This is a genomic window from uncultured Pseudomonas sp., from assembly GCF_913774235.1.
Taxonomy (GTDB): Bacteria; Pseudomonadota; Gammaproteobacteria; order Pseudomonadales; family Pseudomonadaceae; genus Chryseomonas.
The window spans coordinates 348404-373497 of record NZ_CAJYDW010000006.1 but is presented as its reverse complement, the minus strand read 5'-3'; the positions used below and the strand labels follow the sequence as shown (position 1 = coordinate 373497).

Sequence of the window (25094 nt, the reverse complement as noted above, 5' to 3'; positions counted from 1 at the left end):
GCGCACCTTAAGGAGCGCGTAACTCGGGAGATACAAACTGCGCTAAACAACCAGAGGCTGTCCCCATGGAAGCGCTTGCCGAACTCTCCCTCAGTCTGGTCGAAGGTGCCCTGCGCCCCGACCTGTGTCGCGACGAAGTTCTCGCCGATCTGTTCGAGGCCACCGCGGCACGGGCGCCCGAACGACCGGCACTGCTCGAAGGTGAGCGCAGCCTGAGCTATGGCGAGCTGGACGCCTGGGCCGACCGCGCCGCCTCGCGGCTGCTGGCCGCGGGTGCCGGTCCGGGGCGGGTGGTCGGCCTCTGGCTGCCGCGCGGCATCGAGCTGCTGGTGATGCAGCTGGCCATCGCCAAGACCGGCGCCGCCTGGCTGCCCTGCGATGCCGAAACCCCGGCCGATCGCGTGGCGCTCTGCCTGGAGGATGCCCAGGCCGTGGGCGTGATCACCGGGGCACCCTTCGCCGATCTGCTGGCGCGTCCGGGCCTGCAATGCTGGACGCCGCCGCTGCTGAGCGCCCCCTTGGCCACGGGCGAGACCCTGCGTCGCCGCGGCCAGGTCTCGCCGGACAATCTCGCCTACCTGATCTACACCTCCGGCTCCACCGGCAAGCCCAAGGGCATCGGCATCCGCCAGGACAGCATCTGCCACTTCCTGCGCAGTGAGAATTCGCTGCTCGGTATCGAAGCCGGCGACCGGGTCTACCAGGGTTTCTCGGTGGCCTTCGACATGTCCTTCGAAGAGATCTGGATCAGCTACCTGGTCGGCGCCACCCTCTGGCTCGCGCCGCGGGAGATCACCGCCGATCCCGAAGCCCTGGCCCGCGCCCTGACCGCCAATCGCATCAGCGTGCTGCATGTGGTACCGACGCTGCTGGCGCTGCTCCCGGAAGACGTACCCAGCCTGCGGCTGATCAACCTCGGCGGCGAGATGTGCCCCGAGCCCCTGGTGGCGCGCTGGAGCCGCCCGCAGCGCCGGCTGTTCAACACCTATGGCCCGAGCGAGGCCACCGTTTCGGCGAGCCTGGCGCAACTACAACCGGGCGAGCCGGTGACCATCGGCCGGCCGCTGCCCAACTACAGTCTGCTGGTGGTACACGCCGATGCCAGCCAGCCGCTGGCGCTGCTGCCGCGCGACCAGGTGGGCGAACTCTGCATCACCGGTCCGGGCGTCGCTGACGGCTACCTTGGGCGGCCGGAGCTGACCGCCGAGAAATTCCTGCCCAACCCCTGGAGCACCGGCAGTCACGACCTCAAGCTCTATCGCACCGGTGACCTGGCGCGGGTCGACGAACACGGCCAGGTGCATTGCCTGGGCCGGGTCGACGACCAGGTGAAGATCCGTGGCTATCGCGTCGAGCTGGGTGAGATCGAAGCCACCCTGGCCCGCCAGCCCGGCGTGGGGACCGTGGCGGTGGTGCTGCGCGAAGAGGGCGGCGTGGAGCAACTGGTGGCCTTCATGGTCGGCGATGGTGGCCCGCTGCCGCGCAGCGACCTGTTGCGGACCGAGCTGGCCGGCTGCCTGCCGCTGTATATGGTGCCGAGCCGCTTCGAATGGCTCAGCGAGATGCCGCGGCTGAATTCCGGCAAGATCGACCGCAAGCAACTGCGCGCGCGCCCGCTGGCCATCGCTGCCGTGGCGCCAGTGGTCGCCGCCAGCGGTGCCCTGGGCGCGGTCCTGGCGGCCACCGCCGAGCTGTTCCCCGGTCAAGCCCTGCAGGCCGAGATGGATTTCTTCGATGACCTCGGCGGGCATTCGCTGTTCGCCGCGCGGCTGGTCTCGCGACTGCGCCAGGACCCGCGCTATGCCAGCGCCACGGTCAAGGCGGTCTATGCGGGACGTACCCTGGGCGCCATCGCCGAGGCCCTCGAAGCCGATGCCGAACAGGCCGGCCAGGCCACGGCCACCGAGGCCTGGGCCCCGCCCAGTCGCTGGCGGCGCTGGCGTTGTGGTCTGGCCCAGGCGGTGGCCTTGCCGCCGCTGCTGACCCTGCGCCTGGGGCGCTGGCTGGCGCCCTTCCTGGCCTTCCCCCTGCTGATCCATTCCGGCACGGCGCTGCCGCTGGCCATGCTGACCGCCCTGGGGCTGTTCGTCCTGGCCATCGGCCTGGAATTCGCCGTGGCCCTGCTCGGCAAGCGCCTGACCGGTCGCCTGGAAGCCGGTCGTTATCCGCTCTGGGGGCTGACCTACTACCGCTGGTGGCTCGGAGAACGCTTCCTGGCCATGGCGCCGGCCTACCTGCTCAGTGGCTCGCCGCTGGCAAGGGGTTGGCTGCGGTTGCTGGGCGCCCGAGTCGGCGCCGAGGCCTTCGTCGGTACCTTCACCCTGCGTGTACCCGAGCTGCTCTCCCTGGGGCAGGGCGCGAGTCTGGGCAATGGCGTCAATTTCGAGAACGCCCGAGTGCTGCGTGGCGAATTGCTGCTGGGCGCCGTCAGCGTCGGTGCGGAAGCCCAGGTGGGTTCCTATGCCATCCTCGAAGGCGACACTGCCCTCGGTGCTGGCGCTCGCCTGCAAGCCCAGTCCGCGCTACGCAGCGGTCAGCGGGTCCCGGACGGTCGCGTCTGGGGCGGTGCCCCGGCCCATGACCAGGGCGCCGTCGGTGCCCGTGTCGCGCCGCCGGCACCGATCTCCCGTGCGCGCCGTGCGCTACTGAACGGACTCTACGCGCTCAGCGGCTTGCTGGTGTCGGTACTGTTCTTCATGCCGCTGTTTCCCCTGGCGCTGCTGATCGACGAGCTGGAAAGCTTCGGCGGCCTGCCCTGGTGGCACACCTCTTCGTTGCTGCTCGATGCCCTGCAATACGGCGTGCTGGCCCTGCCGCTGGGAGTGGTCAGCGTGGCTTTGACCCTGCTCGGCTGCGCCCTGGCTCGCCGGCTGATCCTGCCGCGCCTCGACGAAGGTCAGTGGTCGGTCGACAGCTTCTTCTACTGGCGCAAATGGCTGGCCAACCTGATCCAGGAGTCGGCATTGCAGAGTCTGCAGGGCCTCTATGCCACGGTCTACTCGGCCCTCTGGTATCGCCTGCTGGGGGCGCGGGTTGGCCGTGACGCCGAGATTTCCACGGCCCAGGGCCCGGTATCCTCCTTGCTGGAGCTGGGCGCCGAAACCTTCATCGCCGATGCCGTGATGCTCGGTGACGAGCAGGTCGCCCAGGGCTGGATGACCCTCAAACGCACCTCCATCGCCCGCCGCAGCTTCGTCGGCAACGGTGCCTACGTCGCCGATGGTTGCCATATCCCCGAGGATGCCCTGATCGGTGTCCTGGGTCGGCTCGATGAAGGCGTACCCTTGCGCCAGGGCGAAACCTGGCTTGGCTCGCCCGCCGTGCGGCTGCCGGCGCGGGAAACCCTCACCGGCTACCCGGAAAGCCTGACCTTCCGTCCGGCGCCCTGGCGCCGGGTGGTCCGCGGCCTGATCGAGGCCCTGCGCATCGTGCTGCCCACCGGCTTCACCGTGGCTGCCGGCTGCGCCATCGCCGAAGCCCTGGTGCCGCTGTGGCAGCAGGGTGCCTGGCTGCAACTGCTCGGCGAGACCCTGCTGGCCGGCAGCACCTTCGCCCTGGCCAGCTTCCTGGTGGTGCTGGTGCTCAAGTGGCTGGTGGTAGGTCGCTATCGTCCGCGCTCGGCGCCCATGTGGACCTTCTTCGTCTGGCGCAGCGAGGCCATCACCAGCCTCTACGAGACCCTGGCGGTACCCAACCTGCTCGGCACCCTGCGCGGCACGCCCTGGCTGCCGCTGGCGCTGCGCCTGCTCGGTGCTCGGCTGGGTCGCGGTACCTACCTGGACACCACCGATCTCACCGAATTCGACTGCGTGCACCTCGGTGACCATGGCGAACTCAACGCCCTGGCCGGTCCCCAGACCCACCTGTTCGAGGATCGGGTGATGAAGGTCGGCGAAGTGGAGCTGGGCAAGGGCATCAACCTCGGCCCGCGCAGCGTGGTGCTCTACGGCGCCCGCGTCGGCGACGACGTGGAGCTGGGCCCGCTGTCGCTGGTGATGAAGGGAGAAAGCCTGCCGGCGCGGTCGCGCTGGGAGGGCAATCCGGTTCAACCCCGCCGTTAGCACTGTCACACAACCATAAAGACAGCCTTGGATACTCCGCCCCGTACAACGATGACGGGGCAAGGCGATGACGGCGTGGGTACGACGGATCAGGATCGGCCGCAGGGGTTGGCTAATGGGGCTGGCCCTGCTGCTGGCGCTGGGGGCAACCCAGGGCCTGCGCAGCAGTCACCTGGATAGCCAGTTGCTGTTCTGGCTCGGCCAGCAATGGCAGAGCGAACCCCGTACGTCCCTGGAACTCGGTCGCTACCGGGTGGTGGTGGAAGCCAAGCCGGTGGCCGGGGTCAGCGAGAATCTCTCGGACCTCAGCTACGACCCGGTGCGGGACCGGCTCTGGGCGGTGGTCAACAATCCGCCGGAGCTCCTGGCCCTGAGTCGCGACGGCGACCTGCTGCAACGCCATCGCCTGGAAGGCTTCGACGACGTCGAGGGCGTGACCTACCTGGGCGACGACCGCCTGCTGCTGGCGGAAGAGGGCGCCAATGCCCTGACCCTGGTGAACATCCCCGAGGGGGACGACGTGCTGCGCCGCAGCGACTACCGCAGCCTGACCCTGGACCTCTTCCCCCGCGCCAACCAGGGCTTCGAAGGGCTGGATTACGACCCTACCCATGATCGTCTGTTCGTGGTCAAGGAACACTCGCCGCGCAAGCTCTATGAAATCCGCGGCCTGCTGAAAAGCTTCGACGGTGACTTCGCCCTGCGCATCATCGACCGCCAGGCCTGGCTGGACCAGGCACCCAGTACCGGCGATCTGTCCGCCGTCCACGTCGATCGCCGTAGCGGTCACCTGCTGCTGCTCAGCGACGAATCGCGGGTGCTGATCGAACTCGACGACCAGGGCCGCACCCTGGATACCCGCTCCTTGTCTGCCCCCTTCGGCGGCCTCTCGCGGCGCATCCGCCAACCCGAGGGTGTCACCCTGGATACGGCCGGCAATCTCTATGAGGTCAGCGAGCCCAATCTGTTCTATAGCTACCAGAAGCGCTAAGAGCCTGTTCAAAGTCTGCTGCGCGTCGGCCAAACGGCGTTGAAAATGCCTTCGGAATGCTCATTTACCACTCGTAAACTCCGCTTCCTCAGGCATTTTCGCCTTGTTTGTCTCTAGCTCGCGAGCCTTTAAATAGGCTCTGATCAGGCGCCGCCCAGGCGCTCCAGCACGGCGGGGGTATCCTGGGCGCCCATGGCGCGGGCCACGCTCAGCGCTGTGTTGCCGGCGGCGTCGCGGGCCTTGGGATCGGCGCCCCGCGTGACCAGCAGTTCCACCATCTGCACGTGATTGAACATGGCCGCCATCATCAGCGCGGTCTTGCCGTCGGGCATGGCGCCTTCCACCGCGGCGCCGTGTTCCAGCAGCAACTCGGCCATGGGCAGATTGTTCTTGAAGGCCGCGCCGGCCAGCGGCGACTGGCCCATGTCGTTGGCCAGGTTCGGATCGGCACGATGCTCCAGCAGCACCCGACTGGCTTCCAGATGACCGTGATAGCTGGCCAGCATCAGCAGGCTGTCGCCCTTGTGATTGCGCAGGTTGGGCGTCAGGCCCTTGTCCAGCACCAGGGCCAGTACCTCGGCATTGCCGGTGCGGGCCAGGTTGAATACCTCGGTGGCGAATTCCTGGGCTTCTTCGTCGGTCATGCGCTGGGGACCCTGGTCGGTCATGGCTCTCTCCTGGTCGATACGGGCAGCGGGGCCTGAAGGCCCCGAGCGATAGGGAGGCAGACCCGGGCGATCCGGCGGAAGTTTCGTCACAGCGTCGCTAACCAAAGGTGGCGTGGGTCTCGGCAAAGGCCTGCAACTCCGCCACGCTGTAGTTGCCGACCATCAAAACCGGACCATGGGCCGTGCCGATATGCGCCGGCAGAGTATCGAGAAAGCCGCCGGTGGGTGTGACGCCCAGGTTGGTGTACTCGGCCGCTGGCAGATGGAATTCGGCGATCAGCCGCGCTGCCTCGGCCAGGCCCGCGGTGACGCTGATCGGATGCAGGGCGGCATCCAGGGGATTGACCTGGCCGCCGTTATCGCCGGTGAACAGATGACCCACCTTGGCCGCCGCCTGGGTCAGGTCGTGCTGGTCGGACTGGGCGCCGATCAAAAACAGCGAGCCATAGTGCGGCAGGCTGCCGCCGCCATCGGCCTGGCTGACGAAGGTGGGGGCGAAAGGCTGCTCGCCACGGATATCGGAGCTGTAGTTGGCCACCGGATCACCGAGGGTGACCACGTTGACGAAGTTGCCGCCGTGGCCCGCCGCCTGGGCATCGCGGGGAATGCCCGAGGCTTCGAAGCTGATGCCGCCCAGGCCCGTCTGCTGGGCGACGTATTCCGCCGAGATGCCGCCCAGGGAATGACCGGTGACGAAGATGTCCTGGGTGCCATAGCCCTGCTTGGCCGCGGCTTCGATGACCTGGTGGGCGAAGTCCAGCGACTGCCGCTGGGCGCTGGAAACCTGTTGGCTGAGGATCTGCAGGTCGCTGAGCAGGCCGCCGGCGGTGGACAGGGGATCGATCAGAAGATTCTCGCCTCTGGTAGTGCCGGCGTAGGTGATGAGCACCTGGTTCTCGGCGGTGATCCAGGTATGGGCCGTCGCACCGTTGAGCGAATTGTGCAGCGTCAGCTGATGGCCATCGACCAGGAAGGGGCGCATGCCGTCCGGGGTGCCGTTAAGTACGTACTCGCTGATGGCGCCATTGAGGAATTCGCTGACGGTAGGTGTCGTGGCCGAAGCGGTCTGGTGCAACGGCGTCGGGGTGGCGCTCTTCAGCGCCTGTAGGTAAGTGAAGTTGCCGAGGCTGATGAGGTCACTGGTGTCGAGGAGGGCATCGCTCGCCCAGGGGGAGGCTTTCTTGGACATGACGGCACCTTTGTTGTTGTCGTGGGCGGTGGACGTGGTGGCCAGGGCTTTCCGCTGGGTGCCTTGCACAGGCTCTCGGGAAAGCACTCGAGGTTCATCCTAGGACGGGCTCTGGCACGCGGCAAACCGGGAACTCGGAGGTCATTTCCAGACGACCGAGGTCCGCTTTCCAGGCTCGCCACCCAGGACCGCGCGGGCGTTCGGCGATCGTCGGCGTCCTTCGCCACCCGGGAGGATCCGCCACGGGTTCGGGCTACACTGGGACTCGACTCGACCCGAGGGGCCTCCATGACCGCCATTCGCCTGCCGTCCATCGACCGCCTGTTGCGCCATCCCGCTTCGCGTCCATTGGAGGAGCGCCATGGCCGCGAGCAGGTGCTCGGCGGCTATCGTTCCTTGCTGGACGATCTGCGCGAGGGGCTGAGGGCCGGGACGCTGACCGCCGTGGAGGTGGAAGAGGGCGTGCTGGCCGGCCGCCTGGGCGAACGCCTGGCCCTGCGCAGCCGGCCGCGGGTGCGGCGGGTGTTCAACCTCACCGGCACGGTGCTGCACACCAACCTGGGCCGGGCATTGCTGGCGGAGGAAGCCATCGCCGCGGTGACCGAGGCGGCGCGCCAGCCGATGAATCTGGAGTTCGACCTGGCCACCGGCAAGCGCGGTGATCGCGACGACCTGGTGGCCGAGCTGGTGCGCGAACTCACCGGCGCCGAGGCGGTGACCGTGGTCAACAACAACGCCGCGGCGGTCTTGCTGGCCCTGCATGCCATAGGCGCGCGGAAGGAAGGGGTGCTGTCCCGCGGCGAGCTGATCGAGATCGGTGGTGCCTTCCGCATCCCCGACATCATGGCCCGCGCCGGGGTCAAGCTGGTGGAGGTGGGCACCACCAACCGCACCCATGCCCGCGACTACGAAGCCGCCATCGGTACGCGCACCGCGCTGCTGATGCGGGTGCATACCAGCAACTACAGTGTCCAGGGCTTCACCGCCAGCGTGGCGACGCCCGAATTGGCCGCTATCGCCCGCGCCCACGCCGTGCCGCTGCTGGAAGACCTGGGCAGCGGTACCCTGGTCGACCTGACGCGCTGGGGCCTGCCCGCCGAACCCACGGTGCAACAGGCCCTGCGCGATGGTGCGGACCTGGTGACCTTCAGTGGCGACAAGCTGCTCGGCGGCCCTCAGTGCGGCCTCATCGTCGGCCGCCGGGACCTCATCGAGCGCATCAAGAAGAACCCGCTCAAGCGCGCCCTACGGGTAGACAAGCTGACCCTGGCCGCCTTGGAGGCGACTCTGGCGCTCTATCGCGATCCGGATCGGCTGGCCGAACGGCTGCCCAGCCTGCGCCTGCTGTCGCGCCCGGCAGCGGACATCACCGCCCAGGCCGAGCGGCTGCTGCCCACCTTCGCCGCCGTGCTGGGCGAGACCTACGCGGTCAGCGTCGAGCCGGCGCTGGGCATGATCGGCAGCGGCGCCCAACCGGTAGCCCGCCTGCCCGGGGCGGCGCTGTGCTGTCGCCCCCAGGTCAGCAAGCGTCTGCGTGGCCGCGCCCTGCGGCAACTGGAAGAAGGCCTGCGCCAGCTACCCATCCCTGTGGTGGGACGCATCGACGCCGATGCCCTCTGGCTGGACCTGCGCCAGCTCGACGACGAATTAGCCTTCCTGGCTCAGTTACCGGAGTTGCTGCTGCCGGAAGTTCGTTAACGGACGACCCAGCGCTGCCGGGCCCAGTTACTCAACAGATCCACGCCCAGCACCAGTACCAGCATGCCGAGGATCACGGTAGCGGCCTGGGCCTGCTGGAACAGGCTCAGGCTGAAATACAGCTGCTGCCCCAGGCCTCCGGCACCGACGAAGCCGAGGATGCTGGCCATGCGGATATTGTTTTCCCAGCGATAGAGCAGATAGGCCAGCAACTGCGGCCAGACCGCCGGCAGGGTGCCGTAGAGAAAGGCCGCCAAAGGTCCGCCGCCGGCCAGGCGGATGGCCTCGGCCGGCGCCTTGGGGGTGTTTTCCAGGGCTTCGGCGAACAGGCGGCCGAGGACCCCGGCGGTGTGCAGGGCCAGCGCCAGGGTACCGGCGTTGGGTCCCAGCCCGGCGGCCAGCACCATCAGCGCTGCCCAGACCAGCTCGGGCACGGCGCGCAGGGCATTGAGCAGCAGCCGGGCCAGCGCCAGGGCGACCAGGCCGAAACGACCGGCGGCCGGCAATGCCAGCAGTAGCCCCAGCAATCCAGCGAGCAGGGTGCCCAGGGCCGACATCGCCAGGGTTTCCACTGCGCCCCGAACCACAGCGGTCAGCTGGGCGAGAGAGAAATCGGGCTTCAGGAAGTCGGCCAGGAAGCTGCCCATCTGGCCCAGGGCGCGGGCACTGAGCAACTCACCGAAGGCGGTGCCTAGGTAGCTGGCGGACGCCACCAGGGCGGCGCCCATGGCCAGCACGGTCAGAGCGCCACGGCCCCGGCCCTGGCCGCGCTCCACCTGGCGTAGTAGGCGACTGAGCACATCGGCCAAGAGCACCAGCACCAGGAAGGTCAGCAGCAGGCTGGCCACCTCGCCCCCGGCGAACATGCGCAACGACAGATCGACCTGCTGGCCCAGGCCACCGGCACCGACGAAGCCCATCACCACCGAGGCGCGGATGGCGCATTCCCAGCGGTAGACGCTATAGGAAATCATCTCCCCGGCGGCATTGGGCAACACCCCATAGACGAAGGCCTGCAAGCGCCCGGCACCTTGCAGCAGCAGAGCGCGGGCCGGGCGCGGATCGACCGATTCGAAGATCTCCGCATAGACCTTGCCCAGCATGCCGCCATAGGTGATGGCGATGGCCAGCACCCCGGCGGTGGGTCCAAGGCCCACGGCGCGGACGAACAGTAGCGCCCAGACGATTTCCGGCACGCTGCGCAGCACGATCAGCACGCCGCGGATCAGGCCGCGCAGTACCCGCGGCAGCCGTCCCGGGCGTCCGGCGCGAGGCAGGGCAGAGATCGACAGCACACGGGTGGCGAGCAGGGCGGCAGGCAGGGCGATCAGTGCGGCCAGGGCCATGCCCAGGGTGGCGATGGCCAGGGTTTCCAGGGTGGCGCGCCCGAGCACAGCGAGAAAGTCGACGTCATGGGCCGGCGGCCAGAAGCCGGCGAGAAAGTTACCCATGGTGCGGGCATTGTCGCCGGTGAAGAGGCCGAGGAGATCGAATTCCGCCAGGTGCAGCGTCGGCCAGGCCAGCAGCAGGGCCAGCAGGGTGAGTAGCAGACGGGGACGGGTGGCGGGATCCCGGTAGGGTGGCGTCAGCATCGTGGCAGATCGAGGGGCGTCTCGGCCGGGGCCGGCACGGCGGGCAGCGTGGCTGTGCTGAGTCCTTCGTTGGCATAGAGCGTGGCGAGATCGTCCGCCGTCACGGCGTTGGCGGGCTTGTCCCACAGCAGCCGCCCGGCGCGCAGGCCGAGGATGCGTGGGAAGCGTTGCAAGGCCAGTTCGACGTTGTGCAGGCTGGTGACCAGGGTGGTGCCCTGGCGGGTCGCGGCGTCGCGCAGCACCTCCAGGGTGTGACCGGCCAATACCGGGTCCATGGCCGACACGGGTTCGTCGGCGAGCAGCAATTGCGGCTGCTGGTAAAGCGCCCGGGCGATGCCGATGCGCTGCAACTGGCCGCCGGATAGCTGATCACAGGAGGCGTAGAGACGGTCGGCCAGGTCCAGCGGCGCCAGGACCGCGGCGGCCCCGTCACGATCCAGTGGATGCACCAGGCTGACCAGGCTGCGCGCCAGCGACCACTGGCCGAGCCGTCCGGCGAGTACCGCGGTGATGACTCTTTGACGTGCCGGCAGGGGTGGGGCCTGGTGGATGAGCCCGATGCGCGCGCGCAGCTGGCGTCGCGCCCGTGCGCCCAGGGTCCAGGGGTCTTCGCCGAGCAGCTCCAATTGCCCGGCGACCGGTCGCAGCCCGGTGGCCAGCAGCCGCAGCAAGCTGGTCTTGCCCGCCCCGGAGGGACCGATCAGGGCGACCTGCTCACCCTGTTCCAGGCGCAGGTCGAGATCGGCCAGGGCGGGGGAGCCATCGGCGTGTACCAGCGTCACGCCCCTGAGGGCGAGACTCACTTGAGCAGGCCGGCCGCCAGGGCGGAAGCCTCGATGCCCTTGTAGTTGTCCGGCGAGGTCGGCACGAAGCGGCTGGCCGCCTGCAGGTCGAGGATCGCCTTGTCCGCCGGCTTGGCCGGGTCCAGGTCGAGGAAGGCTTGCTTGATCTTGGCCGCCAGTTGCGGGTCGAGGTTGCCGCGTACCGTCCAGTTGTAGTCGTAGTAGGGCGGGGTGGTGGAGATCACCCGGACCTTGCTGGTATCGACCTTGCCGGCATCGACCAGCTTCTTCCACACCGAGGCGTTAAGTACCCCGGCATCGGCCTTGCCCGCGGCGACCCAGGCGACGGTGGCGTCGTGGGCACCGGAATAGGCCACCCGCGAGAAGAACTGCTCGGGGACGATGCCGTCCTGCTGCAGGAAGTAGCGTGGCATCAGGCTGCCCGAGGTCGAAGACACCGAACCGAAGGCGAAGGTCTTGCCCTTCAGATCCTGCAGGGTCTTCACGGCCGGGTCGGCGGTGATGAACTTGCTGGTGAACTTCTGATCTTCCTCGCGCTGCACCAGGGGGATCATCGGCGCCTTGCGCTGGGCCTGGACGAAGGTGAAGCCGCCGAACCAGGCCAGGTCCAGTCGATCCGACGCCATGGCTTCCACCACGCCGGCATAGTCGGATACCGGCACGAATTTCACCGGCATGCCCAGGCGCTGCTCCAGGTATTCACCCAGGGGCTTGAACTTGCGGATCAGCTCGGTGGGCGCCTCATCGGGAATGGCCGAGACGCGCAGTTCGTCGGCGGCGTGGGAGAGCAGGGACGTCAGGGACAGGGCCAGGCCTGCTGCCAGGGCCAGCGAACGCTTGAGCATGGGTTTCTCCGGTTCAATAGCGGAAAAAAAGGGGCTGCAGTATAGGGGGTGGCGCTGTTTTGCGCAGCCGTCACGGGGCCGCAGGCTTTGCCGGATACCGCCACGGGGTAGCGCAGGGGCTCTAGGCGGCGACTGTACAGCGGACTCGAACAGACGCTCGAGTCCGCTGCGGTGGTATCAGGGCTGGCCGCTGGGCGCTCAGGTCTCGTCGAAGAAGCGCTCGTTCCAATCCACCAGGGGTTGGGGTGCATTGAGCTTCTGGCCGTAGATCACCGCATAGGCCAGCACGTTCTGCACGTATTGCCGCGTTTCGTCGAAGGGGATGGTCTCCACCCAGACGTCGAAGGCCAGGTGGCGCGCGCCGCTCAGCCAGCGCTTCACCCGGCCGGGCCCGGCGTTGTAGGCGGCGGAGGCCAGCACCCGATTGCCGTTGAACTGGGCGTGGACCATGGACAGATAGGCGGTACCCAGCTGGATGTTCTTCTCCGGCGTCAGCGCCTGCTGCGGCGAGGCCAGGGGGATGGCGAACTTGCTGGCGGTATGGCTGGCGGTGGCCGGCATCAGCTGCATCAGGCCCATGGCGCCCACTCCGGAGCGGGCATCGGCCATGAAACCGCTCTCCTGGCGGGTGATGGCGAACACCCAGCTGCTGTGCAGGCCACGGGTCTGGGCCTCGCGCAGGAAGCTCTCGCGATAGGCGATGGGGAAGCGGATGTCCAGGTCATCCCAGTACTTGGCCAGGCTGATGGTGCGGATCGCCGGGAAGTACCACTGCATATCGTAGGCCAGGCGCGCCTGGGCGACCAGTTCGTCGCGATTGAAGTGGCGGCTGACGTAGAACCATTCGCGGCGGGCATTGATCGGCTCGCCCCGGGCGATGAATTCCAGGGCGCGCTGGACGCCGGGGGTATTGCGCACCTTGCGCTTGAGCGCTTCGCTCAGCACCAGCGGCTTGTTGTTGAGCTGGTAAGGCGCCTTGCTGCGGTCGGCGGCGAGGAAGCCATAGTAATCGCGCTCGCGACTGACCTCGGCGTATTCGCGCAGGACCGCCGGACTCTGCGGCTGCATCAGCTCCAGGGTACGGGCGCGCCAGTATTCCCAGCGATTGGCCTTGGCCAGGCTCGGCGGAAAGCGCTCGATCAGGGCGTGGGCATCGCTCCAGCGACCCAGGCGCAGCAGTAGCCGGGCGCGCCATTCGCTGACGTCATCGTCGCGTAGTTCGGGGTCGTAGCGCTCCATCAGCGGCAGGGCGCGCGGATCGAAGTTCTTCGCCAGGGTCAGGCCGATCTGCCGGGCGATGGCGACCTTCTCGTCACGGGTGAAGGGCATGCGCTGGCTGTAGACGTCGAGCAGGCTCATGGCCTGTTCCGGGTCCTGGCGCGCCAGCTTGCGCAGGCCCAGGCCGACCACGTCGGCAAGGCTCTCGCTGGCCGGGGCGAAGGCCTGGACATTGGCGATCAGCTGCGGCTTCTGGGCCACGTCGATCAGGCGCTGGGCCTGGCCAGATAGCGTCGGCAACTGGGCCATCAGGGTGCGTACCAGGCCGTACTCGCCCTTGTCGGCGGCCAGCTTGGCGCGTTCCCACACCCGCTCTTCGGTGAGCTGGCCACGGGCCGCCCAGGCCTGGAACAGGCCATCGCAGGTGGTCGGCTGGGCCTTGCCCACCAGCCAGTATTTCTCCGCTAGCTTGAAGCCCTCGCTGGCATCGCCCTGGGCGATCAGGTACTGGCCGTGCAGGCAGTCCAGCTCGGTGAAGTTGTAGTCGGGCGAATAGTATTTCTCGAAGCGATTCCAGTCGCCGCGGTCGGCCAGACTGCGCAACCAGCGCAGACGTAGCCAGTTGGACTGCGGCAGATCACCGTGCTCGGCGAGAAAGGTCTCGATCTCGGCATCGCTGGCGCCAGGGACGCGCTTGATCAGCTCGTCGTAAGCCAGATAGGGCTCCAGCGGATAGGTGCGCAGCTCGCCGCGATTGGCCAGGTAGACACTGGCGTCACCCTTGTCCAGCGCCGCCTTGGCCTGGTCGTAGAGTTGCCGCTGCTGCTCCAGGGGAGCGGCCTGGGAGGTGGTGGAGCCGATCAGCGGAGCGAGGAGCAGGGGCAGAAGAACGAACAGGCGACCGCGCATGGGAATTCCGTAAAAGCTGGATGCGGAGAGGCGGGCGCGCACTGCGCAAGGCAAGCGGCCGACCGTCACGGGGCAGTCTAGCTTACGTGCCGGCGCCAGGCGGCGAAAGCGGTGCGGATCGCCTGCCGTCGGGCGGCGCGGGCGTTTCGCCGGCCGGCGCCGGGGTGGGCGTCTCTGCTAGACTGGTTGGCCTTTTTCGCGGAGAAACCCATGGCGCTGCTCAAGTTCACCAACGTATCCCTGGCCTTTGGCGTCACCCCCTTGCTGGACGGGGTGTCCTGGCAGATCGAGCGGGGCGAGCGGGTATGCATCATCGGCCGCAACGGTACTGGTAAATCCAGCCTGCTGCGCATCGTCAAGGGCGAACAGCAGGCCGACGACGGCGAAGTCTGGCGCGCCCCGGCGCTGAAGATCGGCGAATTGCCGCAGGAATTGCCGCGCGCCGACGACCGCACGGTGTTCGACGTGGTGGCCGCGGGCCTGGCCGGCGTCGGCGAACTGCTCGCCGAGTATCATCACCTGACCCAGGACACCAGCGGCGAGTTGGACATGGATCAGCTCATGCGCGTGCAGCAGGAGCTGGAGGCCCGCGACGGCTGGCGTCTGCAGCAACTGGTGGAAAGCACCCTGAGCCGGCTGCAACTGCCGGCGGAAAAGACCCTCGCCGAACTCTCCGGTGGCTGGCGCCGACGCGTGCTGCTGGCCCAGGCCCTGGTCGCCGAGCCCGATCTGCTGCTGCTCGACGAACCCACCAACCACCTGGACATCGGCGCCATCGCCTGGCTGGAAGAGGCCTTGCGCGGCTATCCCGGTGCCGTGTTGTTCATCACCCACGACCGCGCCTTCCTTCAGGCCCTGGCCACCCGCATCCTCGAATTGGATCGCGGCAACCTCATCGATTGGCAGGGCGACTACGCCAGCTTCCTGGTGCACAAGGAACAGCAACTGGCGGCCGAAGAAACCGCCAACGCCCTGTTCGACAAGCGCCTGGCCCAGGAAGAGGTGTGGATTCGCCAGGGCATCAAGGCCCGGCGCACCCGTAACGAAGGCCGCGTCCGTGCGCTCAAGGCCATGCGCAACGAGCGCAGCGAGCGGCGTGAACGGCAGGGCAAGGCCAACCTCCTGCTGGAAACCGCCGACAAGTCCGGCAAGCAGGTCATCCTCGCCGAACACATGAGCTATGCCCATCCCGGTGGCGAGCCACTGATTCGCGATCTGACCCTGCTGATCCAGCGCGGCGACCGCATCGGTCTGCTCGGTCCCAATGGTTCCGGCAAGACCACCCTGCTCAAGCTGCTGCTAGGCGATCTACAGCCCACCGCCGGCAAGATCCAATACGGCACCAAGTTGGAGATCGCCTATTTCGACCAGTTGCGTCTGCAACTGGAGCCGGAGAAGACGGTGATCGACAACCTCGCCGAGGGTCGTGAATTCATTACCATCAACGGCCAGGATCGCCATGTGCTGAGCTATCTCGGTGACTTCCTGTTCAGCCCTCAGCGTGCGCGGACCCCGGTCAAGGCGCTGTCGGGTGGCGAGCGGGCGCGGCTGCTGTTGGCCAAATTGTTCAGCAAGCCAGCCAACCTGCTGGTGTTGGACGAACCCACCAACGACCTCGACGTCGAGACCCTGGAATTGCTCGAAGAGGTATTGCTGAGTTTCGAGGGCACCGTGCTGATGGTCAGCCACGACCGGGCCTTCCTCGACAACGTGGTGACCAGCACCCTGGTGTTCGAAGGGGAAGGGCGAGTCCAGGAATACGTCGGCGGCTACCAGGACTGGCTGCGCCAGGGCGGCTCGCCACGCCTGCTCGGCGTGCAAACCCGCGAAGACAAACCGACGCAGCCGGCCGCCAAGGTCGAACCCGCTCCGGTTGCGGCACCCGTGGCCGCCGCAGCGGCACCGGCCAAGCGCAAACTCAGCTACAAGGAGCAGCGCGAGCTGGATGCACTTCCCGCCGCCATCGAAACCGCGGAAATCGAGCTGGAAGCCTTGCAGACCGCTATCGCTGATCCAGGCTTCTACCAGCTACCGGCCGAGGTTACCCAGGCCAAGCTAGCGCGCATGGACGCATTGCAGGCCGAGCTGGATCGCCTCATCGAGCGCTGGGCCGAACTGGAGTAGTCCAGCCCGGCTGCGGGCTTTGAACGGGCTCTTAGGCCTTGTCTTTCTTCAGGGCAACTGCCAGGGTATCGCAGGGCGCGCCGTGCAGCAGATCGTTGGACGTCGAGCCCAGCAGCAGCGCCAGACCATGACGCCCATGGCTGCCGACCACGATCAGGTCGCAGCCCTGTTCCTTGGCCATGCGGTGGATTTCCTGGCGCGGCTGACCATAGGCCAGCACGCAATTACCCGCCAGTTCCGCGTACTGGGTGGTGAAGCCATCCAGTCGCTCGCGCGCCTGCTCGATCTGCTGCTGTTGCAGCGACGACAGATCCATGGGCACGTCGCCGCCGAAGGCCATGGCCATGGGCTCGACCACGTGCACCAGCGACACCTTGCTGCCGCAGCACTGACCCAGGGCCACCGCACGACGGATCACCGGCTGGCAATCCTCGGTCAGGTCGACTGCGACCAATATGTGTTGGTAGGCCATATGCCTCTCTCCTTCATGATGGGGCGCCAGTCCATACCGTGGCTGACGCTCGATGCGCGGACTTCGGGCTTCAGCGGGAAAGCGCCGGCACTCACGCGGCGGCTTTTCAGCCAGGCTCCAGTCCACTTGTAGTTTCGACTCCAGGAGTCGGGGATAGCTCCACGGCTATCTTGCACAGAAGCGCGGCAAGCTCAAGCGCCCACCGCTCGAACCTCCGGCTACGCTTTCCCCGTGCGTCCCAATTGACAAGCGCCCGCTTTTGCCAGAAGGTTGTGCGAGCCGTTCAAACGGTTGTATGAATTTTCGCCCCGGCCTGCCGGTGCCCTCCACAGAACAATATCGGGGCTGGCGATTCTCGGCTTCCATCCAAGCCGCCGCCCGCTTCGCGACCAGGACTCAAGGGAGACCCGCTGATGATTTTCGAAGGCAAAGCCCTTTCGGTGCGCGACGTGGAGGACGGTATCGCCGAACTTCGCTTCGACCTCCAAGGCGAATCGGTCAACAAGTTCAGCGCCATCACCCTGCGTGAATTCCGCCAGGCCGTGGATGCCCTGAAAGCCCACGCCGGCCTGCGCGGCGTCATCGTCACCAGCGGCAAGGACGTCTTCATCGTCGGCGCCGACATTACCGAATTCGTCGAGATGTTCAGCCGGCCGACCGAAGAGCTGCAGGCCGGCATCGCCGAGATCAACCGCATCTTCAACGACTTCGAAGACCTGCCGGTGCCCACCGTGGCCGCCGTGGGCGGCATCGCCCTTGGTGGTGGTTGCGAGATGACCCTGGCCGCCGACTACCGGGTGCTGAGCACCGCGGCGCGCATCGGCCTGCCGGAAGTCAAGCTGGGCATCTACCCGGGCTGGGGCGGCACCGTGCGCCTGCCGCGCCTGATCGGTAGCGACAACGCCATCGAATGGATCGCCTCCGGCAAGGAAAACGACGCCGCCACCGCCCTCAAGGTCGGGGTGGCCGATGCCGTGGTCGCCCCCGAGCACCTGTTCGACGCCGCCCTGGACCTGGTCCGCCGCGCCGCCGCTGGCGAGCTGGACTATCGCGCCAAGCGCAAGCCCAAGCTGGAGAAGCTGCAGCTCAATGCCATCGAGGCCATGATGGCCTTCGAATCGGCCAAGGGCTTCGTCGCCAGCCAAGCCGGCCCGCATTACCCGGCGCCGCTGGAAGCGATCAAGTCCATCCAGAAGTCCGCCAACTACGGTCGTGACAAGGCCCTGGAAGTGGAAGGCGCCGGCTTCGCCAAGATGGCCCAGACCTCGGTCTCCGCCAGCCTGGTCGGCCTGTTCCTCAATGACCAGGCGCTCAAGCGCAAGGCGAAGGGGCTGGAGAAGCTGGCCGCGCCGGTCAAGCTGGCCAGCGTCCTGGGCGCCGGCATCATGGGCGGCGGCATCGCCTACCAGTCCGCGCTCAAGGGTACCCCGATCCTGATGAAGGACATTCGCGACGAAGCCCTGGAACTGGGCCTGAGCGAAGCCAGCAAGCTGCTCAACAAGCGCGTCGAGAAGGGCCGCCTGGAGCCGGTGAAGATGGCCGAGGCGCTCAACCGCATCCGTCCGACCCTGTCCTATGGCGACTTCAAGAGCGTCGACCTGGTGGTCGAGGCCGTGGTGGAGAATCCCAAGGTCAAGCAGGCCGTGCTGGCCGAAGTCGAAGGCCAGGTGCGCGAAGACGCCATCCTCACCTCCAATACCTCGACCATCTCCATCAGCCTCTTGGCCCAGGCGCTCAAGCGCCCGGAAAACTTCTGCGGCATGCACTTCTTCAATCCGGTGCACATGATGCCCCTGGTCGAGGTGATCCGCGGCGAGAAGACCAGCGAAAAGGCCATCGCCACCACCGTGGCCTATGCCCGCCAGATGGGCAAGAACCCCATCGTGGTCAACGACTGCCCCGGCTTCCTGGTCAACCGCATCCTCTTCCCCTACTTCGGCGGCTTCGCCGCGCTGCTGGCCCAGGGTGCCGATTTCCAGCGCGTCGATAAGCTGATGGAGAAGTTCGGCTGGCCCATGGGCCCGGCCTACCTGATGGACGTGGTCGGCATGGATACCGCCCACCATGCCCGCGACGTCATGGCCGAGGGCTTCCCGGAGCGCATGAAGGAAAGCCGCAAGACCGCCGTGGACGCGCTCTACGAAGCCCAGCGCTTCGGCCAGAAGAACGGCAAGGGTTTCTATGTCTACGAGACCGACAAGAAGGGCAAGCCGAAGAAGGTCGCCGATCCGGCCGTGGCCGAGGTGCTGGCACCGGTCACCTACGAACAGCGTGAATTCACCGACGAGGAAATCGTCGAGCGGATGATGGTACCGCTCTGCCTGGAAGCCGTGCGTTGCCTGGAAGACGGCATCGTCGACAGCGCCGCCGAGGCCGACATGGGCCTGATCTACGGCATCGGCTTCCCGCCCTTCCGTGGCGGCGCGCTGCGCTACATCGACAGCCTCGGCGTAGCCGAATTCGTCGCCATGGCCGACAAGTATGCCGATCTCGGGCCGCTGTACCACCCGACCCCCAAACTCCGCGAAATGGCCGCCGCCGGCCAACGCTTCTTCGGTTGAGCCAGGAGCCAGAACAAGATGAGCCTTAATCCGAGAGACGTCGTCATCGTCGACTTCGCCCGCACGCCCATGGGTCGTTCCAAGGGCGGCATGCACCGCAACACCCGCGCCGAGACCCTCTCCGCACGCCTGATCGATGCTGTCCTCGACCGCAATCCCCAGGTCAATCCGGCCGAGGTGGAAGACGTGATCTGGGGCTGCGTCAACCAGACCCTGGAGCAGGGCTGGAACATCGCCCGCATGGCCTCGCTGCTGACGCGCATCCCCCACACCAGCGGCGCCCAGACGGTGAGCCGCCTGTGTGGTTCCTCCATGAGCGCCCTGCACACCGCCGCCCAGGCGATCCAGACCGGCAACGGCGACGTCTTCGTCGTCGGCGGGGTGGAGCACATGGGCCACGTCGGCATGATGCATGGCGTCGACCCGAATCCTCAGCTGTCGCTGCACGCCGCCAAGGCCTCCGGCATGATGGGCCTGACCGCCGAGATGCTGGGCAAGATGCACGGCATCACCCGCGAGGCCCAGGACCAATTCGGCTATCGCTCGCACCAGCTGGCGTGGAAGGCTACCCAGGAAGGCAAGTTCAAAGACGAGATCATTCCCCTGGAAGGTCATGACGAGAACGGCTTCCTCAAGGTCTTCGATTTCGACGAGACCATCCGCCCGGAAACCACCGTCGAGGGCTTGGCCGCGCTGAAGCCGGCGTTCAATCCCAAGGGCGGCACCGTGACCGCTGGTACCTCCTCGCAGATCACCGATGGTGCTTCCTGCATGCTGGTCATGTCGGCCCAGCGGGCCCAGGACCTGGGCCTGCAGCCGCTGGCGAAGATCCGCTCCATGGCGGTGGCCGGCGTCGATCCGGCGATCATGGGCTACGGTCCGGTACCGGCCTCGCAGAAGGCACTCAAGCGCGCCGGCCTGACCATCGCCGACATCGACTTCATCGAGCTCAACGAAGCCTTCGCCGCCCAGGCCCTGCCGGTGCTGAAGGACCTCAAGGTGCTGGACAAGATGGACGAGAAGGTCAACCTGCATGGCGGTGCCATCGCCCTGGGTCACCCCTTCGGTTGCTCTGGCGCCCGGATTTCAGGCACGCTGTTGAATGTCATGAAGCAGAATGACGGCACCTTCGGCTTGGCCACCATGTGCGTAGGTCTCGGCCAGGGCATCACCACGGTGTTCGAACGCCTGCGCTGATTGGCGGCGTGCGTCATCCGACCGGGGCGCCCCCAAGGGCTGCCCCGGTTTTCTTTTTTTCGAGGTGGAACATGGCATTGCAGACGGGACTCTACCGGCACTACAAGGGTCAGCAGTATCGGGTGCTGGGTCTGGCCCGGCATTCCGAGACCGAAGAAGAGCTGGTCATCTACCAGGCCCTGTACGGCGAATATGGTCTCTGGGCCCGGCCCCTGAGCATGTTCCGCGAAAGCGTCCAGGTGGATGGCGAGCAGGTGCCGCGCTTCGCGCTGATCAGCGTCGAAGCCGATCCCTTGGGTCTGGAAGCCAAGACCCAGCCTTGACCTTGCCGACATCGCCACTATATATAGCGGTGCCGCGTTGGCCGACCGCCCCCGGCGCACCAGACTGACATCGGTCTGGTCCTCCATTCGCCGTCCCGGCGCTCGCCTTTCGCTCGCTCATCGCTTTCAAGCAGGAATCTGACTCTCCCATGGGTAAATCGCTGGTCATCGTGGAATCCCCGGCCAAGGCCAAGACCATCAACAAGTATCTGGGCAACCAGTACGTGGTGAAGTCGAGCATCGGCCACATCCGCGACCTTCCCACCAGCGGCGCCGGCACCGCTAAGGAGCCCGCCGCCAAGACGCGCAAGACCGCCGCCGAGGCGCCTGCGCTGTCACCCAAGGAAAAGGCCCGGCGTCAGCTGTTCGCCCGCATGGGCGTCGACCCTGAGCATGGCTGGAAGGCGCACTACGAGATCCTGCCCGGCAAGGAAAAGGTGATCGAGGAACTGCGCCGCCTGGCCAAGGACGCCGACACCGTCTATCTCGCAACCGACTTGGACCGCGAAGGGGAGGCCATCGCCTGGCACCTGCGGGAAGCCATCGGTGGCGACGACTCGCGCTACAAGCGCGTGGTCTTCAACGAGATCACCAAGAAGGCCATCCAGGAAGCCTTCTCCCAGCCCGGCGAGCTGGACATCAACCGCGTCAACGCCCAGCAGGCGCGCCGTTTCCTCGACCGCGTGGTCGGCTACATGGTCTCGCCGCTGCTGTGGTCGAAGATCGCCCGTGGCCTGTCCGCCGGTCGGGTACAGTCCGTCGCGGTCAAGCTGGTGGTGGAGCGCGAACGCGAGATCCGCGCCTTCGTCCCCGAGGAATACTGGGAAATCCACGCCGACCTGGCCACGCCAAAAAAGGCCCAGGTCCGCTTCGAGGTGGTGCGCGAGAAGGGCGAAGCCTTCAAGCCGCTGAACGAAGCCCAGGCCAAGGCCGCCCTGGCCAAGCTGGAGAAGGCTGCCTATCGCATCGCCAAACGCGAAGACAAGCCGACCAGCAGCAAGCCCTCGGCACCCTTCATCACCTCCACCCTGCAGCAGGCGGCGAGCAATCGCCTGGGCTTCGGGGTGAAGAAGACCATGATGATGGCCCAGCGTCTCTATGAAGCCGGCTACATCACCTACATGCGTACCGACTCGACCAACCTGTCGGGCGATGCCATCGCCATGGCCCGCGGCTACATCGAGAGCGAATTCGGCAAGCAGTACCTGCCGGAAAAGGCCAACGTCTACGGCAGCCGCGAAGGTGCCCAGGAGGCGCACGAGGCCATCCGTCCGTCCGACGTCAACGTCAAACCCAACAGCCTGTCGGGCATGGAGCGGGACGCCGAACGCCTGTACGAACTGATCTGGCGCCAGTTCCTGGCCTGCCAGATGCCGCCGGCCGAGTACCTGTCCACCACGGTCACTGCCGCCGCCGGTGACTTCGAGTTGCGCGCCCGCGGCCGCATCCTCAAGTTCGACGGCTATACCCGCGTCCTGCCGCAGCAGAGCAAGCCGGGCGACGACGATGTCCTGCCCGAGATGAAGCAGGGCGAAGACCTCGGCCTGATCAAGCTCGACCCCAGCCAGCACTTCACCAAGCCGCCGGCGCGCTTCTCCGAAGCCAGCTTGGTCAAGGAGCTGGAAAAGCGTGGTATCGGCCGGCCGTCCACCTACGCCGCCATCATTTCCACCATCCAGGATCGCGGCTATGTGACGGTGCACAATCGCCGTTTCTATGCCGAGAAGATGGGTGACATCGTCACCGATCGACTCAACGAAAGCTTCGCCAACCTGATGGACTTCGGCTTCACCGCCAGCATGGAAGGCAACCTGGACAACGTCGCCCAGGGTGAGCGGGACTGGAAGAACCTGCTCGACGAATTCTATGGTGACTTCAAGCAGAAGCTGGAAACCGCCGAGTCCGGCGAGAAGGGCATGAGGGCCAACCAGCCGACCCTGACCGACATTCCCTGCCAGCTCTGCGGTCGGCCGATGATGATCCGTACCGCCTCCACCGGCGTCTTCCTCGGCTGCTCGGGCTACGCCCTGCCGCCCAAGGAACGCTGCAAGGCCACCATCAACCTGGTGCCGGGCGATGAGATCGCCGAGGACGACGAGGGTGAATCCGAGTCCCTGGTCCTGCGCGGCAAGCACCGTTGCCCCATCTGCAGCACGGCGATGGATGCCTACCTGATCGACGAACACCGCAAGTTGCACGTCTGCGGCAACAACCCGGACTGCCCGGGCTACGAGATCGAAGAGGGCAGCTATCGCATCAAGGGCTATGAAGGCCCGTCGCTGGAATGCGACAAGTGCGGCAGCGAGATGCAACTCAAGACCGGTCGCTTCGGCAAGTTCTTCGGCTGTACCAACCCGGCCTGCAAGAACACCCGCAAGCTGCTCAAGAACGGCGAGCCGGCCCCGCCGAAGATGGACGCCGTGCCCATGCCGGAGCTGCGTTGCGAGAAGGTCGACGACACCTATGTGCTGCGTGACGGCGCTTCGGGTCTGTTCTTGGCCGCCAGTGGCTTCCCGAAGAATCGCGAGACCCGTGCGCCGTTGGTCAGCGAACTGCTGCCCCATCGCGACGAGATCGATCCCAAGTACCATTATCTGCTCAGTGCCCCGGTGAAGGACTCCGAAGGTCGCCCGGCGGTGATCCGCTTCAGCCGCAAGACCAAGGAGCAGTACGTGCAGACCGAGGTCGAGGGCAAGCCCACCGGCTGGAAGGCCTTCTACGACGGCAAGAAGTGGCAGGTGGAAGAGAAGCGCTGAGGCCAGTCGGTCCCGGCGGGAGACAGTCGACCGGCGCGCGCCGGTCGTAGGAGAGAGCCATGGCCAACGAGCGTTACACCCGCACCAACCAGAAGCTGTATTTCGCCGGCCTGGCCCTGGAAAGCTGGCGTGCCGCCCTGGCCGCACCTTCGGCGCAAAGCCAGGGGCGCATCATGGCCGAGCGCGAGGCCTGCCTGTTCCACCTGCAGGGTGCGCTGCTGGGTCTCTGCCAGGAGGTAGCCGGCTTCTACCGCCACCCCACCATGGATGCCACCTCACTGGCCGCTCACCTGGCACCCGAGACCCTGGCGAGCGCGCCCAGCCCTGAAATGGGCGAGCTGGTCGAGCTGGCCGGCAATCCCGAGACCTGGCTGGCGCAGCTGCTCGCCGAGTACCAGCGCCTGCTACAACCGCCCCAGGCCCCGCGCCGCGCCAAGCAGGACCCGACGCTACCCTTGATCGAGGCGGTGAGTCTGGAGCCTGCGGAGCCGGAATTGCGTCTGGAAGACGTGGAAGCCTGGCGGGAAAGTCTCAAACAGACGGCGCTCAGATTCCGCGGTGCCATGACGGAGTGGTAGAGGGCGGCGTCCACGTAGCTCCCCGACAACCTGTCTAAGGGGCGGTAGTCAGGACATCACCTTAGCGAGACCGTCCGCTCCAGCGACATTGCCCTTTCTCTTCCGTCTTCTGCATAGCGACGCCTGGCAACCCTTGTTCCGGCGAAGCTGCTCCGGCGGGGCGCGCACCGCTCAGGAGTCCTCGCTAAGTTTCGCGCGAAGGGTTAGGTACGTCGGTCGCTCTGCAGGCCATCGAAAAAGACTCAGGCAGTCCAGCCTCTCAGACCCCACGCTGTTACACTATCCGCTTAGCTGTGGAGATACTGAATGACTACTGCCTACCTGGAAATCGTTGAACTCTCCGATGGTCGCATCGTGTTGCGCCGTGCGGACGATGAGGAAGCGCTCGTCACCCTGGAGTTTTCCAGCGATGCCAAGGATTTTCTGCATGGCCAACAGGTGGAGGTGGCCAAGGCCATGTTCAATCTGGGCGTGCAGATGGCCGGTCGGCTGGCCGAAGGCGATAGCCTCCAGCGCGACGATCAACCCCGCGTCCTGCACTGATTCCGTGTCGATCCCGGCATCCCGAATAGGGATGCCGCCTCTTCCCAACCAGCGTTCCGCCCGGTTCAGGCGAATCTGATGTTCAGGCTCTGACTGCCGCCCTGGGCTGCGGCCCGCGCCAGTTGTTGCTTGCCCGCATCGCTCAGGTCATGCAGCCAACTGATCACCGTATGGCTTTGCCCCTTGCGCAGCACCTCGCAGGCCAGCTGCAGGGTCTTGGCAGAGCTCGGGGTCTGCAACAGCAGTACCCGCTCCTTGTTCAGATGGGTGCTGCGCAGCCAGGCGTTGCTCAGCAGCGAAGGCGGGGTGACCAGGGTCAGCCAGCGGGCATCGTCCTTCTCGCTGAGTTGCCGCAGGATCGGCGCCAGCAACTGCAGGCACTGCTCCTGACTGCCATGCAGGGACATCTCGCTGAAGGTATCCGGCAGCGGCGCGACCGGTGTTTCCCGGATGGGTTTGCCGGGCTTGGGCAGGAAGGCGGTCAGCTCCTGCAACAACACCGTGGGAGCCAGGTTCAGCTCTTGAACCGACGGGCGCGGTGTATCGAACATCAGGGGAAATTGCAT

18 protein-coding genes and 1 pseudogene are annotated in these 25094 nt (G+C 66.5%); 10 read left to right on the top strand and 9 right to left on the bottom strand.

Annotation, left to right across the window (positions count from 1 at the left end; all coding sequences use genetic code 11):
• The first annotated feature begins 65 nt into the window (after positions 1–65).
• Together QZ471_RS06910 and QZ471_RS06905 are read left to right on the top strand one after the other, a co-directional pair.
• Positions 66–4061, top strand: a complete 3996-nt coding sequence (locus QZ471_RS06910) for a Pls/PosA family non-ribosomal peptide synthetase (RefSeq protein WP_295462096.1) — start codon at positions 66–68, stop codon at positions 4059–4061.
• 115 nt (positions 4062–4176) lie between these two features.
• A complete protein-coding gene (locus tag QZ471_RS06905; RefSeq protein ID WP_295462094.1) occupies positions 4177–5052 on the top strand; it encodes an SdiA-regulated domain-containing protein in 876 nt (291 codons plus the stop codon).
• 143 nt (positions 5053–5195) lie between these two features.
• Here QZ471_RS06905 and QZ471_RS06900 read toward each other — a convergent pair whose 3' ends face one another.
• Together QZ471_RS06900 and QZ471_RS06895 are read right to left on the bottom strand one after the other, a co-directional pair.
• Positions 5196–5720 carry an ankyrin repeat domain-containing protein gene (locus QZ471_RS06900; protein ID WP_295462092.1) on the bottom strand — a complete coding sequence of 175 codons (525 nt, stop codon included), beginning with the start codon at positions 5718–5720 and terminating at the stop codon, positions 5196–5198.
• A 97-nt stretch (positions 5721–5817) separates the two neighbouring features.
• Positions 5818–6909 (bottom strand): hypothetical protein, encoded by a 1092-nt coding sequence (locus QZ471_RS06895; protein ID WP_295462090.1) that lies wholly within the window; start codon positions 6907–6909, stop codon positions 5818–5820.
• Between the two features lie 288 nt (positions 6910–7197).
• Here QZ471_RS06895 and selA point away from each other — a divergent pair, with 288 nt between their 5' ends.
• Positions 7198–8607: an L-seryl-tRNA(Sec) selenium transferase gene (gene selA, locus QZ471_RS06890; RefSeq protein ID WP_295462088.1), complete on the top strand. Its 1410-nt coding sequence runs from the start codon at positions 7198–7200 to the stop codon at positions 8605–8607.
• Here the strand turns inward: selA and phnE are convergent.
• The 5 genes and pseudogenes from phnE to QZ471_RS06865 all read right to left on the bottom strand — a co-directional run bounded on the left by phnE (position 8604) and on the right by QZ471_RS06865 (position 13974).
• The gene (phnE, locus tag QZ471_RS06885) at positions 8604–9335 is read right to left on the bottom strand and encodes a phosphonate ABC transporter, permease protein PhnE (RefSeq protein WP_295462189.1); all 732 of its coding nucleotides are present in this window, start codon (positions 9333–9335) and stop codon (positions 8604–8606) included. The two genes, selA and phnE, sit on opposite strands and share 4 nt — an antisense overlap.
• Positions 9336–9395: 60 nt before the next feature.
• Positions 9396–10199 (bottom strand): annotated as a pseudogene (locus tag QZ471_RS06880) (ABC transporter permease); the annotation flags it as partial.
• Complete coding sequence (locus QZ471_RS06875) at positions 10193–11002, bottom strand: ATP-binding cassette domain-containing protein (RefSeq protein ID WP_295462087.1); 810 nt, start codon at positions 11000–11002, stop codon at positions 10193–10195. The pseudogene QZ471_RS06880 and the gene QZ471_RS06875, both read right to left, overlap by 7 nt.
• Complete coding sequence (locus QZ471_RS06870) at positions 10999–11847, bottom strand: putative selenate ABC transporter substrate-binding protein (protein WP_295462085.1); 849 nt, start codon at positions 11845–11847, stop codon at positions 10999–11001. Before QZ471_RS06870 ends, QZ471_RS06875 begins: the two co-directional genes overlap by 4 nt.
• Before the next feature lie 198 nt (positions 11848–12045).
• The gene (locus QZ471_RS06865) at positions 12046–13974 is read right to left on the bottom strand and encodes a transglycosylase SLT domain-containing protein (RefSeq protein ID WP_295462083.1); all 1929 of its coding nucleotides are present in this window, start codon (positions 13972–13974) and stop codon (positions 12046–12048) included.
• A 210-nt stretch (positions 13975–14184) separates the two neighbouring features.
• On the opposite strand from QZ471_RS06865, the gene QZ471_RS06860 reads away from it, so the two are divergent.
• The gene (locus QZ471_RS06860) at positions 14185–16098 is read left to right on the top strand and encodes an ATP-binding cassette domain-containing protein (RefSeq protein ID WP_295462081.1); all 1914 of its coding nucleotides are present in this window, start codon (positions 14185–14187) and stop codon (positions 16096–16098) included.
• A gap of 31 nt (positions 16099–16129) precedes the next feature.
• Here QZ471_RS06860 and QZ471_RS06855 read toward each other — a convergent pair whose 3' ends face one another.
• A complete protein-coding gene (locus QZ471_RS06855) occupies positions 16130–16570 on the bottom strand; it encodes a universal stress protein (protein WP_007162381.1) in 441 nt (146 codons plus the stop codon).
• Positions 16571–16983: 413 nt separating this feature from the next.
• Between QZ471_RS06855 and fadB the strand changes: the two genes are divergently transcribed.
• The 6 genes from fadB to QZ471_RS06825 all read left to right on the top strand — a co-directional run bounded on the left by fadB (position 16984) and on the right by QZ471_RS06825 (position 24528).
• Complete coding sequence (gene fadB, locus QZ471_RS06850; RefSeq protein ID WP_295462077.1) at positions 16984–19131, top strand: fatty acid oxidation complex subunit alpha FadB; 2148 nt, start codon at positions 16984–16986, stop codon at positions 19129–19131.
• Between the two features lie 18 nt (positions 19132–19149).
• Positions 19150–20328, top strand: a complete 1179-nt coding sequence (fadA, locus tag QZ471_RS06845; RefSeq protein ID WP_058766676.1) for an acetyl-CoA C-acyltransferase FadA — start codon at positions 19150–19152, stop codon at positions 20326–20328.
• Positions 20329–20399: 71 nt separating this feature from the next.
• Positions 20400–20651 carry a DUF1653 domain-containing protein gene (locus QZ471_RS06840; RefSeq protein WP_065242563.1) on the top strand — a complete coding sequence of 84 codons (252 nt, stop codon included), beginning with the start codon at positions 20400–20402 and terminating at the stop codon, positions 20649–20651.
• Between the two features lie 149 nt (positions 20652–20800).
• Entirely contained in the window at positions 20801–23407 is a 2607-nt protein-coding gene (gene topA / locus QZ471_RS06835) for a type I DNA topoisomerase (protein ID WP_295462073.1), read from the top strand.
• Positions 23408–23466: 59 nt separating this feature from the next.
• On the top strand, positions 23467–23985 hold the full coding sequence (locus tag QZ471_RS06830; RefSeq protein WP_295462071.1) for a DUF6586 family protein: 519 nt from the start codon (positions 23467–23469) through the stop codon (positions 23983–23985).
• 306 nt (positions 23986–24291) lie between these two features.
• Positions 24292–24528 carry a hypothetical protein gene (locus QZ471_RS06825; RefSeq protein WP_059232276.1) on the top strand — a complete coding sequence of 79 codons (237 nt, stop codon included), beginning with the start codon at positions 24292–24294 and terminating at the stop codon, positions 24526–24528.
• A 65-nt stretch (positions 24529–24593) separates the two neighbouring features.
• On the opposite strand, the gene sulA is transcribed toward QZ471_RS06825, so the two are convergent.
• On the bottom strand, positions 24594–25094 hold the full coding sequence (gene sulA / locus QZ471_RS06820) for an SOS-induced cell division inhibitor SulA (protein WP_295462068.1): 501 nt from the start codon (positions 25092–25094) through the stop codon (positions 24594–24596).

Coding starts and splice junctions, on each gene's coding strand:
- QZ471_RS06855 (WP_007162381.1), bottom strand. CDS start 16,570: ATGGCCTACCAACACATATTGGTCGCAGTCGACCTGACCGAGGATTGC.
- QZ471_RS06905 (WP_295462094.1), top strand. CDS start 4,177: ATGGGGCTGGCCCTGCTGCTGGCGCTGGGGGCAACCCAGGGCCTGCGC.
- QZ471_RS06865 (WP_295462083.1), bottom strand. CDS start 13,974: ATGCGCGGTCGCCTGTTCGTTCTTCTGCCCCTGCTCCTCGCTCCGCTG.
- fadA (WP_058766676.1), top strand. CDS start 19,150: ATGAGCCTTAATCCGAGAGACGTCGTCATCGTCGACTTCGCCCGCACG.
- phnE (WP_295462189.1), bottom strand. CDS start 9,335: ATGGGCGCCGCCCTGGTGGCGTCCGCCAGCTACCTAGGCACCGCCTTC.
- QZ471_RS06895 (WP_295462090.1), bottom strand. CDS start 6,909: ATGTCCAAGAAAGCCTCCCCCTGGGCGAGCGATGCCCTCCTCGACACC.
- QZ471_RS06860 (WP_295462081.1), top strand. CDS start 14,185: ATGGCGCTGCTCAAGTTCACCAACGTATCCCTGGCCTTTGGCGTCACC.
- QZ471_RS06870 (WP_295462085.1), bottom strand. CDS start 11,847: ATGCTCAAGCGTTCGCTGGCCCTGGCAGCAGGCCTGGCCCTGTCCCTG.
- QZ471_RS06910 (WP_295462096.1), top strand. CDS start 66: ATGGAAGCGCTTGCCGAACTCTCCCTCAGTCTGGTCGAAGGTGCCCTG.
- QZ471_RS06825 (WP_059232276.1), top strand. CDS start 24,292: ATGACTACTGCCTACCTGGAAATCGTTGAACTCTCCGATGGTCGCATC.
- selA (WP_295462088.1), top strand. CDS start 7,198: ATGACCGCCATTCGCCTGCCGTCCATCGACCGCCTGTTGCGCCATCCC.
- topA (WP_295462073.1), top strand. CDS start 20,801: ATGGGTAAATCGCTGGTCATCGTGGAATCCCCGGCCAAGGCCAAGACC.
- sulA (WP_295462068.1), bottom strand. CDS start 25,094: ATGCAATTTCCCCTGATGTTCGATACACCGCGCCCGTCGGTTCAAGAG.
- QZ471_RS06830 (WP_295462071.1), top strand. CDS start 23,467: ATGGCCAACGAGCGTTACACCCGCACCAACCAGAAGCTGTATTTCGCC.
- fadB (WP_295462077.1), top strand. CDS start 16,984: ATGATTTTCGAAGGCAAAGCCCTTTCGGTGCGCGACGTGGAGGACGGT.
- QZ471_RS06840 (WP_065242563.1), top strand. CDS start 20,400: ATGGCATTGCAGACGGGACTCTACCGGCACTACAAGGGTCAGCAGTAT.
- QZ471_RS06900 (WP_295462092.1), bottom strand. CDS start 5,720: ATGACCGACCAGGGTCCCCAGCGCATGACCGACGAAGAAGCCCAGGAA.